The following is a 13,910-nucleotide window of genomic DNA, read 5'->3' as shown; positions in this document are numbered from 1 at the left end:
GGTGTCGCGCGCCCGAGCCGTAAAGCCACCCGCCGCCGCGGCGCTCACCGGGACGAGAACACCGATACGGCTCGGCGCCGTACGGCGCGTGTGAGCCTCAGGATTCGACGGTACGAACCCGGCGACCGCGACGCCGCGGACGCGGTCATCGAGGCAGCGCTCCGGCACGCGAACGCCTACTTCGAGGACGCGCCCGCGCTCGTGGACGGCGACCGCATCGCGGAGTACGTCGACGCCGGCGGCGAGTTCCTCGTCGGACTGCTCGACGGCGAGCTGGTAGCGACCGCCGCGTTCCGCCCGCCGAAGGGTATCGCGGCCGACCTCGCCACCCTCGACGAGACCACGGCGGAGGTGAAGCGGATGCACGTCCACCCCGACCACCACCGCCGCGGGTTCGGGCAGGCGATGTACGACGAACTCGAAGCGCGCGCCAGCGAGGCGGGATTCACGCGGCTCGTCCTCTCCACGAGCGCCCGCCAGGAACCCGCGCACGCCTTCTACCGGCAGAACGGCTACGAGACCGCCGACCGCACGAGCGTCGAAATCGACGGCGGCGACCTCGACATCCTCGTGTTCGAAACGGACCTCCAGCAGCCCTGAGGACTACGACTCCTCGAAGTCGAGCGCCGCGGAGTTGATGCAGTACCGCTTCCCGGTGGGGTTCGGACCGTCTTCGAACACGTGGCCGAGGTGGCCGCCGCACTCCGCACAGCGCACCTCGATGCGGCGCATCCCCATACTGTCGTCGTCGCGGAACTCGACGCGCCCCTCGACGGCGTCGTAGAAACTCGGCCAGCCCGACGACTCGTCGTCGAACTTCGTGTCCGAGTCGAACAGCGTCGTCCCGCAGCCCGCGCAGACGTACGCGCCGTCGTCGTCCTTCCCGATGAACTCGCCCGTGAACTTCCGCTCCGTTCCAGCCTCGCGCAGGATACGGTACTCCTCGTCGGTGAGTTCGTCACGCCACTCGTCCTCGGATTTCTCGACCATACGAGGCGGGAGGGGCGCGAACGGGAAGAAGGGTCCGCCTACTCTGCGCGGGTGGCGCTCGCGGTATCGGTGCCGACGAGGAGGTGGCCGGCGGCGAGCGTGAGGACGGCGCCGCCGACACCGAGGAAGGTCGGGGGGACGCCGAGTGGGCCGCCGAGGAGACGCCAGCCGACGCCGAGGCTGGTGCCGAGCACCATCGACGCGATGATGACGCGGCCGTCGAGACCCCGCCAGTAGAGCCCGAGGTAGACGGGGATGAGGAACGCGCTCGTGAGGAGGATGGCGCGGAACTCGTAGAGCGAGATGATGGTTCCCGGGGGGTTGACGGCGATGGCGGTCGCGGCGACGCCGAAGAAGACGGTGGCGTACCGGGAGACGCGGAGCTTCTTCTCGTCGGCGACATCACCCGCGAAGTAGCCGTAGATGTCGCGGGCGGTGGTGACGCCGGCGGCGTGCAGACGTGTGTCCGTCGTGGAGAGAATCGCGCTCATGGTGGCGAGGATGATGACCACGCCGACCTCTGTCGGGAGGTATTGCGTGATGAGCACGGGGAACGCCTTGTCGACGTTCTGGAGGGTGATACCGGCGTTCTCCAGTGCGACGGAGGTGGCGCCGCCGAGGAGGACGAGGATGACTTCGAAGATGCCGAGCAGGACGCCCGCGGCGGCGAGGTGGAACTTCGCGGTGCGGATGTCTCGGGTGGCGTTGATGCGGATGATGTTCGACTGGCTCGTGAACACGGTGCCGAAGAACGCGACGATGCTCCCGAGGATACCGATGACGGTGTAGACGCCGCGGCCGAGCGGCGCGGTGTTCGCGGCGTCCATCGCGGCGAACTGCGTGTTGATGGACGTGATGCCGCCGAGGTCGAACGCGAGGAACGCGAGCGCGACGATGCACATCGCGTACATCAAGGTTCCCTGCAGGAGGTCGGTCCACGCGACGCTGACGAGGCCGCCCATCACGGTGTACGCGATGAAGACGAAGCCGATGACCCAGACCATGTACTCGTAGGGGACGCCGGTGATGGTGGTGACGAGGAGGCTCGCGCCGACCAACTGCATGATGAGGTAGAGCCAGGCGTTCCCGAGGAGGATGACGGCGGAGACGGGTCGCGACCACTGGCGGCCCGTGAGGTCGGCGATGAGGTCGGGGAGCGTGACGTGATTCAGTTCACGGACGCGGCCGACGACGAAATAGAGCGTGCTGATACCGAGCATCAACCCGAAGCTGATGCCGGCCATGACGGCGTAGCCGACGTCGTAGATGGAGCCGATGAACCCGACGACGGCGACGGCGGAGACGAAGTTCGCGACGTACGACCACGTCGCGAGCCACGGCCCCAGGTCGCGGCCGTACACCCAGAAGTCGTCCACGTCGCTCGTGCGCGTGTATCCCCAGGCGCCGATGGCGAGCACGACGAGGAGGTAGAGCGCGAACGTCCCGAGGTAGAAGGGATTGACCGCCATCACGCGACCTCCTCGCCCGCCACGGGTTTCCCGAGGAAGACGTGTACGATGAGGTAGTGAAGCATGCCGATACTGCCGGCGAGTGCGGTGGCGACGAAGACGAGGAAGGTTGTCGTCGGGAGACCGAGAACCGTCATCGGCCCACCTCCGGTTCTGCGTCGTGTGTCATCGAAACGGCTCTACTCAGGCCGGGGAGTTATGGGAGGCGTCCGCGTCCACGCCGGCCGGTGTTTGTGACGCTCGGTACGGGTGGAACGCGGATGCGAACTGGGTGCGAGCGTCGGAGCCGTCGTGTCGCCGGTCTCGCCAGGACTCCGGGATGCCGGAAAGCGTTTCCGCTGGGACGACCGTGGTCTCGTGGGCCGCGGTGCGTGCCACCGAAACCCGGTGTATTTGGTATCGGGACACGAATCAGGGTGTGTGGAACTCGTCTGCGACGCCTGCGGGGCAACGTACCCGGAGGGCGACCGCCAGCACTGCGACTGCGGGGAGACGCTCTGGTACGAACTCGCAACCGACTTCGCGTGGCCGGAGGACTCAGAGAGCCTCTGGGCCTACGGCGACCTGTTGCCCGCGGGCGACCCCGCGGGAATCGAGCGCGCGGCCGGCGGCACGCCGCTCGTGCGCGCGCGACGGCTCGACGACTACGCGGGCTGCCGCATTCGAGTGAAGGACGAGTCCGCGAACCCGACCGGGTCGTTCAAGGACCGCGGCACCGCCGTCGCCACCGCCGCCCTCCGCTCGCGCGGCGCGGACGCCATCGGCACGGTCAGCCACGGGAACATGGCGATGAGCACCGCCGCGCACGCCGCGAGCGCCGGCATGGACGCCGTCGTACTCGTGCCCGACGACATCCCCGAGGAACGCCTCGGCCACATCGCGCGCTACGACCCCGAGCTGTACGCCGTCTCGGGCGACTACGGCCGGCTCTACGAGGCGTCCTTCTCGCTCGCGCCGACGTTCGTCAACTCCGACTCCCCGCTCCGCGTCGCCGGTCAGAAGACCACCGTCGTCGAACTCCTCCACCAGTTCGACGGCGTGCCGGACGCCATTATCGTTCCCGTTTCCTCGGGCGGGCACGCGAGCGGCGCGTGGAAGGCCGTCCGTGAACTCCGCGCCGCTGGCGCTATCGGTTCCGTTCCCGAACTGCACTTCGTGCAGGCCGCGGCCTGCGACCCCATCGCGCGCGCCTACCGCGACGGCGCCGAGACGGTGTCCCCCATCGCGGACGGCGGCGGGGAGACCGTCGCGTACTCCATCGCGAACGCGGACCCGCCGAGCGGTAATCGAGTGCTTCGCGCCGCCCGCGACACCGGCGGGAGCGTGCTCTCGGTCGCGGACGACGCGATTCTCGACGCGCAGCGCGAACTCGCCGCACGCGCCGGTCTCGCCGTCGAGGCCGCGTCCGCCACGTCGCTCGCCGCCGCCCGCGAACTCACCGAGCGAGGACGACTCGACCGGTCCGACGACGTGGCGGTCGTCACCACCGGCACGGGCTTCCGTGAACGCCCGCCGACGCCCGACACCATCCATCGGGTCACGCAGGACGAGCTCCGCGATCGGTTCAGTTAGTCCCGGAACGCCACCGCTTCCGCGTCCGCCTCCCGCACACGCACGCCCTTCTCGGAGAGGTGGCGGGTGCGGCGGCGCGCGTGGTCCTCCTCCTCGGTTCCCCGCGTCGCGAGCACGTAGACGAGCGCGCGGCCGGCCGGCCGCATCGTCCGCCCCGCCCGCTGTGCGCCCTGCCGCCGACTCCCGCCGAGTCCGGACGCGACGATGGCGAGCTCGGCGTCCGGCAGGTCGATGCCCTCGTCGCCCACGCGGGAGACGATGAGCGCGTCCCGCTCCCCGCTTCGGAACTGCGCGAACAACCGCTCCCGTCGCGGGTGCGGCGTCTCGCCGCTCACGAACGGAATATTCAGTGCGTCGGCAAGCCGGTCGCCCTGGTCGAGGTAGTCCGCGAAAATCAGCGTCTTCGCCTCCGGGTGCGCCGCGCGCAAGTGCCGGATTTCCTCGACCTTCGCGGGGTTCGCGGCCGCGCGCATTCGGCGCTCGTGGCCGTCAGCGGACGCCCACTCGTATCGGTCGTCCTCGTCCAGCCACGGCACGTACCGAATCTCGACCTCGGGTTCCTGAACGAACCCCGCGTCGAACAGCGCGTCCCAGTCCGTCCCGATAGGCGGCCCGACGAGCGTGTAGATGTCCGTCTCCCGGTCGTCCTCCCGAATCGGCGTCGCGCTCAGGCCGAGGCGGTGCTTGCTCTGGAGGTTCGCCGCGCGGCGGAACACCGGACTCGGGATGTGGTGGGCTTCGTCGAGGATGATGAGCCCCCACTCCCGGGAGTCGAACAGCTGCCGATGCCGGTCCATCCCCGCCGTCTGGTAGGTCGCGATGGTCACAGAGCGCAGTTCCTTGCGGCCGCCGTGGTACTCGCCGACCTGCTCCGGGGTGAGCGTCGTGTGTTCGAGCAGGTTCTCCCGCCACTGCGACGCCAGTTCGCGGGAGGGAACGAGAATCAGCGTCTCGCCGCCCACGGACTCCATCACGCCCATCCCGGCGACGGTCTTCCCGCTCCCCGGCGGCCCGACGAGCACGCCCGACCCCTGGCGTTCGAAACGCGCGACCCAGTCCGCCTGGTAGTCGCGGAGTTCGAGCAGGAGTTCGACGTCGAGCGGTTCGCCGCCGTCGAGGTCGCGCTCGTCCTGCACGGGATACCCGGCCTCGTAGAGGATGCGCTTCACCTCCGAGACCGACTCCGCGTTCACCCAGGACGTGTCGTCGCTGATGGGCGCGCGCAACTGGGAGTCGTCGAGCTTCTGGCGAGCGACGTTCCCCATCACGTCGTCCGACGCCGCTTCGAGAACGGTGTAGCCCTCCTCGTGCGTGCGGAGCGTGAACTGGTGGGCGCGCCGCCACTGACCCTCCACGAACTCCTCTACGGGGTCGGAGCGCCGGTTCGTCACCTCTCGCACCGCCGCGAGCAGGTCGTCGAGCGAGTCGTAGGGCGAACTCCACACGTCCTCCTTGCGGACTCTGTACCGGTACGCGCCGTCCCGCGTGGTGTCCGCGAGCTGCGCGAACTGACTGAGGCGGGCGCGCGTGAACTGCGTGGGCTGGTCCACGACGATCTCGCGCTGCTCGGGGAACACGATGACGCGCTCCGTCTCCGCGGTCGCCGCGTAATCCGACGGGTAGTAGACGACCGGGTCGTTCGACACGTCCCGGCGTTCCACGCCCTCACCGACGAGGTCGTCGAGGCCGTCGCTCGCGTCGGACTGCGACTCCTCGCGGTGGGTCGCCACGTCGGTCGCGGTGACGACCGGACTCCCGACGGATTCGAGCGCGTCGTAGAACGCGGACAGCGAGAACTCCTCTGACACTACACGGTCTTGGAGCGCGACGGAAAAGAAGGGCGCGGATTAGCCGCCGAGGTAGGCGTCCCGGATGTAGTCGTCGCCGCGGAGGTCGTCCGGCGTGCCGTCCTTCTCGATGCGGCCGTTCTCCAGGAGGTAGATGTGGTCCGCGTGGTTCATCGCGAACGTCACGTTCTGCTCGCACAGCAGGACGGTGACGCCGTCGTCCCGAATCTCCTCGATGGCCTCCGAGATGTCTTCGAGGATGACGGGCGCGAGGCCGAGCGTCGGTTCGTCGAGAATGAGCAACTCGGGGTCACCCATCAAGGCGCGGCCGATGGCGAGCATCTGTTGCTCGCCGCCGCTCATCGTGCGCGCGTTCTGGTCCTTGCGCTCCGCGAGCGTCGGGAACACGTCGTAGACGTACTTCAGGCGCTCCGCCTCTCCGTCTCCGTGGCGGTACGCGCCGAGCGTGAGGTTGTCCTCCACGCTCATGTACCCGAAGAGGTCGCGGTCCTCCGTGCAGTGGATGAGACCGTCGGCGACGAGGTCGCTCGCGTCCACGGACGACACTTCCGTGCCGTCGTACGTGACGCTCCCGTCGTACGGCCGGAAGCCCGTCACGGTGTTCGCGAGCGTCGACTTCCCGGCGCCGTTCGGGCCGATGACGCTCACGATACGTCCCTCCTCGACGTCGAGGCTGACGCCGCGGAGCGCCGTCACTTCACCGTACGACACGGCGAGGTCGCTGATGCTCAGAATCATCTCTCATCACCTCCGTCAGACTCCGCCTGACGTGATGACGATTCGCCGAGCGAATCGTCACCTCCCAGGTAGGCTTCCTGCACTGTCTCGTCGGTCCGTATCTCCTCGGGGGTGCCTTCCGCGATTTTCGCGCCGAACTGGATGACGATGGCGCGGTCGATGAGGGAGAGCAGGCCGCGCATGTTGTGGTCGACGACGACGAGCGTGATGCCCTCGTCGCGGAGGTCCGTAAGGAGGCTGCTCAGTTCCGCGACCTCCCCGCTCGACAGTCCCGCGAACGGTTCGTCCACGAGCAGGAGGTCGGGGTCGGTCGCGAGCGCGCGGCCTAACTCCAGTCGGAGCAGGCCGGCGTGCGGGAGTTCGTCCGGCGTCTGGTTGATGCGGTCGCCGAGGCCGACGCGCTCGCAGAGTTTGCGCGCGCGCTCTTCGGTCTCGCCGCGGAGGCCGGAGAGCGAGAACAGTTTGTCGGGCGCGAGCGCGAGCGCGACGTTCCGGAGGACGGTGCGGTCGTCCAGTGGCTTGAACGACTGGAACGTCCGCGCCATCCCGCGTTTCACCATCTCGTAGGCGGGTTCGCCGGTCACGTCCTCGCCGTGGTAGTGGACGCTTCCGCTCGTCGGTTTGTAGGCGCCGGTGACGCAGTTGAACGTCGTGGACTTCCCGGCGCCGTTCGGACCGATGAATCCGAGTATTTCGCCCTCCTCCACGACGAAGGAGAGGTCGTCGACGGCGGTGAGGCCGCCGAACTCCTTCCGGATGTTGTTCAGGACGAGCAGGCCGTCGTTCGGCTCGTACTCAGTCATCCCGACCACCCCGGAAGAACTCGCGGAACGTCTCCAGCGTTTGCTCGACTGGCGTCCGGCCGCCGTCCGCGGCCGTGCCGTCCGCGCCGATGAGGTTGCGGCCCGCGACGATACCCCAGCGGAGCACGCCGCCCGGGAGCGCGAACAGGATTATCAGCGTCCCGACCGCGAAGATGACGAGGTCGAGGTCGCCGACGCTCACGCCGAGTCCGGGCACCGTGAGGTCGACGTTGCTGAGTTGGCTGCGGAAGACGCTGAGGAACATCCCGCCGAGCGCGGCGCCGACGATGGTCCCCATCCCGCCGAGGACGGCGGCGATGATGACCTCGATGCTCACCGTCTGCGCGAGCAACTGACTCGGCGTCGGACTCGCCATCGGCGTGTGGACGAACACCGCGCCCGCGAGACCGCCGACGCTCGCGGACAGCACGAACGCGAACGTCTTGAACTTCGCCGGGTTCAGGCCGGACGCCGCGACGGCGTCCTCGTCCTCCCGAATCGCGGTGAGGATGGACCCCGCGTCCGAGCGCGTCACCGCGAGCAGGACGGCGAGTATCGCGACGAACAGCGCGAACGCGATGTAGAAGAACACGTACGTCTCCTGTGTGAACCCGCTGGTCGACACGAGCGGGTCGGGGTTGGAGACGCCGAGTTCCCCGCCGAAGACGTCGCTCCGCCAGATGAATACCTGGAGCAGGATGAGCGGTGCGACGAGCGTTACGAGCGAGAGGTAGGGGCCTTCGAGGCGGAGCGCGGGCACGCCAACGAGGAGACCGGCGACCGCCGCGAGCACCGTTCCGAGCACGACCGCGGCGAGTGGCGGGACGCCCCAGCCGAGGTTCAGGAGCGCGCTCCCGTACCCGCCGATGGCGAAGAAGAGCGCGTGCCCGAAGCTTATCTGGCCCGTGTAGCCCGACACCGAATCCCAGCTCATCGCGAACATCCCGATGAACAGCGCAATCGTGACTGTGCGGATGTGCAGGAGGCCCTGGTCGCCCGCGTACAGGAACCCCATCCAGAACGGCGTGAGGCCCAGCAGCGCGAGCGCGACGAGGCCGAGTTGTTGGCGGAGCGGGAGCGACAGCGGATTCAGCTTCGAAGTGAGTGTGTCCGACATCGTTACTCGGTGAGTTCACGGCCGAACAGGCCTTCAGGTTTCGCGAGCAGTATCAGAACCAGTACCACGAGCGACGCGAGCCCGCTGAGCGAGGAGTCGACGTACGACATCGTGAACGTCTCCAGGAAGCCGATGATGTACGCGCCGATGACGCTCCCGCGGATGGAGCCGATGCCGCCGAGCACGACGATGCTGAACGACAGCACGAGCGGCGAGCGCCCCATGCTCCACGACGCGGTCTGAATGGAGCCGAGGAAGAGGCCGGCGAGTCCGGCGAACGCGCCCGCGAGTACCCACGTGTAGAGGTACATCCGGTCGCTCTCGATACCGACGAGCGAGGCTCCCTTCGTCGACATGCTCGTCGCGAGGATGGCCTTCCCGGTCTTCGTGTAGTTGACGGCGAAGAACAGGAGGCCGATGATGACCCAGGAGAGCGCGAACACGAGGAGGTTGTTCGCCTGGATGCCGCCCGCGATGGACACCTGTCCCGTCAGGAGGGAGGAGATGACCGCGGGCTGCGTGCCGAACCCCGTCTTGATGATTTCCTCGACTGCGATGGCGGTGACGAGCGTGAGAATCATCACCGTTATCGGGTCGTCCTCGACGCGCTGAATCATCCCCTTGTAGAGCGCTGCGCTGAACAGCGCGGGCACGAGGAGCGCGGCGAGCGCGCCTATCCAGATGCTGTACCCGAACACTTCCGAGACGTAGTACGCGCTGAACGCGCCGATGGTGACGGTCGCGCCGTGCGCGAGGTTGAGGACGCCGCCCACCCCGAAGATGAGGGTGAAACCGATGGCGACGAGCGCGTACAGCGCGCTCATCATCACCGCGTTCGCGACGACGTCGGTCAGTGGCAGCGCCATCTTACACCCAGGGTGGACTCTCGTACGACCCTTCCGCGAGGCTGTCCGGGAAGATGGCCGTCTGACTGCCGCCGTCGCCGTCCTCGTTCGGCTTCCACTGGAGCCAGAGCGGGCGGACGCCGTCCTCGGCGTTCTCGTCGTACACGATGTCGTGCGGGTACTCCTCGTCCTGCCCGTAGTACCGGAGCGTGCCGGCGGTGCCGGTGAAGCTGGAGCTCTCCAGTTCGCTGACGATGTCGTCCGGGTTCCGGGATTCCGTGCTCTCGACTGCGGCCGCGTACTGCTTCACGGCGTCGTACGCGATGTAGCCGGTGTACACGGGATACTTTCCGACCTTCTCGTTGTACGCTTCCGCGTACGGGACCGTTTTCTCCGTGATTTCGGAGGTCGGCGTCGCGGTGTTCTGGGTGATGCTGTACGCGCACGCACCGTTGACGAGCCCCCAGTAGGACGGGAGTTGCATCGGCACGTGGATGCCGCCGAACGCGAACGGCCGCTGCTGTTTCGCGTACTGGGCGATGGCGGTGCTTCCGGAGTGCGCCATCGCGACGAACGCGGCGTCCGCGTCCGACGCCTCCACTTGGTCGTAGATGGTGGAGAAGTCGCTCGTGTCGCCCGCGTAGCGCTTCATGCCGGCGACTTCCACGTCCGCGTCCGCGAGCTGGTCCCGGAGGACTTCGTCGACTGGTTCGGTCCACGAGTAGTCCTCAGTGAGGACGTAGACGGAGTCCCAGCCCATGTCGGAGAAGTTCGCTTCCGCGAAGTCAACCATGTTCGCGCCGAGGAAGTGCGCGTTCACGGGACCAGTGCGGAACCAGTACTTGTACTGCTCGTAGTCCTCGGTCAGCATCGTGGACGCCTCCGGCGTTGCGGCGCCCGCGGTCATGTGGACTTTCTGCTGGCCGGCGATGCTGTCCATGATGTTGAGGAGGACTTCGCTCGTGAACACGCCAGTCGTGAAGTCGACGTTCTCGCTGACAGTGAGTTCCTCGTACTTCGTTTTCCCGCGCTGGGGCTGTTCGTTCGTCGTCTTCACGAACACTTCGACGTCGTTCCCGAGGACGCCGCCGTTCTCGTTGAGTTCGTCCGCGGCGAGTTCCGCGGAACGCGCGATGGAGTTCCCGATCGGGTTCTCCGTGCCCGTGTGCGAGGTGAGGACGCCTATCTTGAACGTGCCGGACGGGGCGTCACCACTGCTGCTGCCGCCGCCGAGACAGCCGGCGGACGCCGCGAGACCGACCGCGCCAGTTCCTTTGAGGAACGTCCGCCGGTCCGCGTTCGAGCGGATATCGCTAACGATGTTTTGCTCCCCTTCAGGTTCGTTACCAGAACAACCTGAATTGTTGCTCTGGCTATTTTCGTTAACCATTGGTACGGTATGGCCTTACACGACGGAACACATAAGTGTGGGTGGTGGTATCACAGGAAAGACCGGGCAAAATTCGCTCCTGGTGTCGTGCGAGAGTGCATAGAACGACCGCCGAGGTTTTTTAGAAGAACACGTGTGTGAATATATAAAAAATATTTATCTAAAAATCCGTGATATGAATGATTGCAATGTCCGAAACGAACGACGGCAAAATCGCAGCGTTCCTCACTGACAACCCCCGCATGATTGGCGTCCTCTTCACGATGACGCTCCTGCTCGCCCAGACGGGCGCGGTCTCCGCCAGCAACGTCGCCATCGCCGGCCCCTAATCCAACCGAGAGAAATCGAACGTATCCGCCCAGTGTAACGCCCCCTCGAACCGAATCGGCGTTCTTCTGTCAACGAACTCCACTAGCTCCGACACGCTTAGCGTGTACTCCAGCCCATCCTTGACTGGCGCGAGGTAGTACATCGACTCGTCGCGTATCGTCGGCGCCATCATCGTCCCGAGATTGAACCGGTTCGCGAGAAACGTCCGATAGACGATGTCCACGGTCCCGTCCCGCACGTCCGTGATCTCCACGAGGTCCGGGAGGTTCGACTCGGGCTGGACGATTCCGAGCCCGCCGTCGCCGACGGTGACGTACTGGCCGCCCGCGTAACTCTCGTTGCGCGCGGTCTCCAGCGCGACGTTCAGCGGGTAGCCCGTGTTCAGAAGGCGCGCGAGCGTCCGCCCCATCGTCACCGCCGCGTTGTTCAGCACGTCGCTCAGCGTGACGATACCGCCGATAGCGCCGGCTTCGACGAGCCGCGCGCCGACCCGGTACGAGGAGCACGCGTTCAGGAAGAACGCGTCGACGCCCGTCGTCTCGATGCGGTCGAGGGCGAGCTTCCCGTCCGCGCACTCGATTCCCTCCTCGTCGATGTGACCGATGTAGTGCAGGAAGTCCGTGTCCGCTGCCAACACCTCCTGGAGTTCGGCCCGGGTGAGGTCGTCGTGCTGTCGCACGTCGAACGGGAGTTCGTCCCGCGACCCGTACACCGTGTCCGCCATGTCCCGCTCCTCGACCATGTCCGGGTCGTTGCAGACCACGGTGATGCTGATGTCGTCGGACGCGAGCGAGCGGTCGAGCCGGTTCTCGTACGCCTCCACCATCGCCTTACTCGCTCCGATGGGCGTCCCCTCACCCGCCCACGTCTGCTCGATGGAATCGGCAGCGGACGGCCGGACGTACCGCCCGGCGTTCGTCCCGTCGTCCCTCCCGCCGTCCGTCGCGCGGTAGAACTCGCGGACGGTCGCGGCCTGTTCGGTCGCGCTCGTCACCGCGTCGTCCGTCGGTGTCCGCACGACTGCGAGTTCGTCCACCAGATAGGGAAGGAGTTCGAGGTACTCGCCGGTCGGCGTCACGTCCGCCGTGAGCTTCCACGTCGGACAGTACGGCTCCACGGACTCGAACGGCACCGAGAGATAGGTGGCGAGCCGCTCCGTCGGGGACGCCTCGCGCACTTCCGGGAACGAGATGTCGAGCGACGCTTCGAGCGCCGCGCGCTCGAACAACGGCACCTCGTAGTAGCCCTCCGTGCGCGCCACGCAGTCCAGCACGAACACTTGCTTCAGCGTGCGCGCGACCGTCGCCTCGTACCCGTCCTCGCGGTCGAGCGAGTACGTGAACCCGTCCGTCGTCCGAATCTCGGGGGTCTCGCCCGCCACCAGTCGCGCGCCGATGTAGTACGCGAGCGACGCCGCCGGATAGATGTACTCGAAGCGCGGCGGCACCGCCAGCTGTACGTTCGTCTCGGGCGCCTCCAGGCTGGATGGAATCACGAGTTCGTCGCCGCGCTCCAGCCGCGGCGGATGTCCGCGCAGCGTCGGATACGACCGGTCCGGCGCCTGGGTTTTCAACGCGTGCCCGAACGCGTTCACGGCCGCCATCACGTCCCGCGGGTCGTCCGTCGTCGTTATCGTGCCCGCGGGGGAGTCGTGGAACGACCGCGCGCCCACGTCGACCCGCGTCTCGCCATCGAGGTCGATGACCGTGCGGTCCGCGTCCGACCGAATCGTCATCGGTCCCGCCGCGCGGACGTAGAGCTTAATCGGCGCCGCGAGGTCGAGCACGTACTCCCCCGCGGGGAGTTCCTCGAACGCGAAGTGGTCGGTCTGCGTGACGTGCCCCCCGTCCGTCGTTCGGACGTGAATCGCGACGACCACCGGGAACGTAATCGTGTCCGTACGGAACGACACGGCCGCGTCGAGCGGCATCGGGAACCGCTCCGCGACACTCCCCTGCCGGACGTTCTCGACGTCCGTCTCCACGCGGATCTGCGTGCGCTCTATCGGGTCAAACACGGACAGTCCGCCCTGCGGGGGGGTCTCGATTCGCGCGCCGACGCCCGTCATCTCGTCGAACACATCCCCGACTCGCTCCTCCATACGAATCGCCTTACGCGGCGAACCCGTCAAAAGGGTGTTGTCGGCTCAGTCGTCGAGCGCGACCCACTCGGACACCACGTCCTCGTCGCGGAGACTCCACCGTTGCTCCACGCCGTCGGTCACGCGGAGTTCGACGACCGCGTCGAACAATGGTTCGAGCAGGCGGACGTGTCGGTCGTCGCGGGGTTTCGGGAGGTGGAAGTGCGCCATCCCGCGCTCGCGGCGAACGCACTCGGAGAGCAGGTCGACGGTTTGGAACGTCGGGAACTCGCCGACGGCATCGATGAGGGTCTGGACTGTGTCGACGCCCACCCGAAGTTCCCCGGCGGCGAACTCGCCGTCGGAGGAGGCGATGGTGTCGAGAACCGCGCGCCCGAGCGCGTTCGCGTCGCCGGCGGCGACGTGCGTCTGTGGCGTGATGGCGGGCGTGACGCCCGCGTCCGCGACGGCGCTGCGAGCGTTCGTACCGTGCGTGATGACGGTGTCGCTGTCGCCGCAACGCGACTCGCCACAGCGCGCGGGAAGCGTGGCGCCGGCACCGCCGCCGACGACGAGCACACGCTGTCGGGGCGCGTGCTCGCCGTCGCCGAGCATTCGGCAGGACGCGCGAGCGTAGGCTTCGCCGGGCACGTCCCCCACGACGAGAAGCGAACTCCCCTCTTCCTTCAGGCGTTCGAGAACGCCCTCGAAATCGGCGTCCGTTCGCCCCGCTCCATACATCGCATAAGTCGTCGCAGTGACAGCAAA

At 67.3% G+C, this 13,910-nt stretch carries 14 protein-coding genes; 3 read left to right on the top strand and 11 right to left on the bottom strand.

The genetic code is table 11. The features are described from left to right. Positions 1–90 precede the first annotated feature (90 nt). Positions 91–600, top strand: coding sequence for a GNAT family N-acetyltransferase (locus U3A55_RS09730; RefSeq protein WP_330991310.1), 510 nt, complete (start codon positions 91–93; stop codon positions 598–600). Positions 601–603: 3 nt separating this feature from the next. On the opposite strand, the gene msrB is transcribed toward U3A55_RS09730, so the two are convergent. Genes msrB through U3A55_RS09715 form a run of 3 tightly spaced genes read right to left on the bottom strand, consistent with a single transcriptional unit; the run spans position 604 to position 2,596 of the window. Continuing rightward, the gene (msrB, locus tag U3A55_RS09725) at positions 604–990 is read right to left on the bottom strand and encodes a peptide-methionine (R)-S-oxide reductase MsrB (protein ID WP_330991309.1); all 387 of its coding nucleotides are present in this window, start codon (positions 988–990) and stop codon (positions 604–606) included. Positions 991–1,028: 38 nt separating this feature from the next. Then, positions 1,029–2,459 carry a sodium:solute symporter family protein gene (locus U3A55_RS09720; protein WP_330991308.1) on the bottom strand — a complete coding sequence of 477 codons (1,431 nt, stop codon included), beginning with the start codon at positions 2,457–2,459 and terminating at the stop codon, positions 1,029–1,031. Further along, the gene (locus U3A55_RS09715) at positions 2,459–2,596 is read right to left on the bottom strand and encodes a hypothetical protein (protein ID WP_330991307.1); all 138 of its coding nucleotides are present in this window, start codon (positions 2,594–2,596) and stop codon (positions 2,459–2,461) included. The genes U3A55_RS09720 and U3A55_RS09715 overlap by 1 nt, the downstream gene beginning before the upstream one ends. Positions 2,597–2,879: 283 nt before the next feature. On the opposite strand from U3A55_RS09715, the gene U3A55_RS09710 reads away from it, so the two are divergent. Continuing rightward, entirely contained in the window at positions 2,880–4,031 is a 1,152-nt protein-coding gene (locus U3A55_RS09710; protein WP_330991306.1) for a threonine synthase, read from the top strand. Here U3A55_RS09710 and U3A55_RS09705 read toward each other — a convergent pair. The 6 genes from U3A55_RS09705 to U3A55_RS09680 are packed head-to-tail and all read right to left on the bottom strand — an operon-like array spanning position 4,028 to position 10,732. Next, entirely contained in the window at positions 4,028–5,839 is a 1,812-nt protein-coding gene (locus U3A55_RS09705; RefSeq protein WP_330991305.1) for a DEAD/DEAH box helicase, read from the bottom strand. The two genes, U3A55_RS09710 and U3A55_RS09705, sit on opposite strands and share 4 nt — an antisense overlap. Positions 5,840–5,878: 39 nt before the next feature. After that, entirely contained in the window at positions 5,879–6,577 is a 699-nt protein-coding gene (locus U3A55_RS09700) for an ABC transporter ATP-binding protein (RefSeq protein ID WP_330991304.1), read from the bottom strand. Then, positions 6,574–7,380 carry an ABC transporter ATP-binding protein gene (locus tag U3A55_RS09695; RefSeq protein ID WP_330991303.1) on the bottom strand — a complete coding sequence of 269 codons (807 nt, stop codon included), beginning with the start codon at positions 7,378–7,380 and terminating at the stop codon, positions 6,574–6,576. Before U3A55_RS09695 ends, U3A55_RS09700 begins: the two co-directional genes overlap by 4 nt. After that, positions 7,373–8,497, bottom strand: a complete 1,125-nt coding sequence (locus U3A55_RS09690; protein ID WP_330991302.1) for a branched-chain amino acid ABC transporter permease — start codon at positions 8,495–8,497, stop codon at positions 7,373–7,375. Before U3A55_RS09690 ends, U3A55_RS09695 begins: the two co-directional genes overlap by 8 nt. A gap of 2 nt (positions 8,498–8,499) precedes the next feature. Next, the gene (locus U3A55_RS09685) at positions 8,500–9,363 is read right to left on the bottom strand and encodes a branched-chain amino acid ABC transporter permease (protein WP_330991301.1); all 864 of its coding nucleotides are present in this window, start codon (positions 9,361–9,363) and stop codon (positions 8,500–8,502) included. Between the two features lies 1 nt (position 9,364). Then, complete coding sequence (locus U3A55_RS09680) at positions 9,365–10,732, bottom strand: ABC transporter substrate-binding protein (protein ID WP_330991300.1); 1,368 nt, start codon at positions 10,730–10,732, stop codon at positions 9,365–9,367. 188 nt (positions 10,733–10,920) lie between these two features. On the opposite strand from U3A55_RS09680, the gene U3A55_RS09675 reads away from it, so the two are divergent. Further along, on the top strand, positions 10,921–11,061 hold the full coding sequence (locus U3A55_RS09675) for a DUF7503 family protein (RefSeq protein WP_330991299.1): 141 nt from the start codon (positions 10,921–10,923) through the stop codon (positions 11,059–11,061). Here the strand turns inward: U3A55_RS09675 and U3A55_RS09670 are convergent. Both U3A55_RS09670 and U3A55_RS09665 read right to left on the bottom strand, forming a co-directional pair. After that, entirely contained in the window at positions 11,058–13,163 is a 2,106-nt protein-coding gene (locus U3A55_RS09670; protein WP_330991298.1) for a hypothetical protein, read from the bottom strand. The two genes, U3A55_RS09675 and U3A55_RS09670, sit on opposite strands and share 4 nt — an antisense overlap. 45 nt (positions 13,164–13,208) lie before the next feature. Further along, a complete protein-coding gene (locus U3A55_RS09665) occupies positions 13,209–13,883 on the bottom strand; it encodes a DUF7504 family protein (protein ID WP_330991297.1) in 675 nt (224 codons plus the stop codon). Positions 13,884–13,910 lie beyond the last annotated feature (27 nt).

Source organism: Salarchaeum sp. III (genome assembly GCF_036418315.1).
Taxonomy (GTDB): Archaea; Halobacteriota; Halobacteria; order Halobacteriales; family Halobacteriaceae; genus Salarchaeum.
The sequence above is the reverse complement of the archived record's forward strand: the minus strand, read 5'-3'. Positions and strand labels throughout refer to the sequence as shown.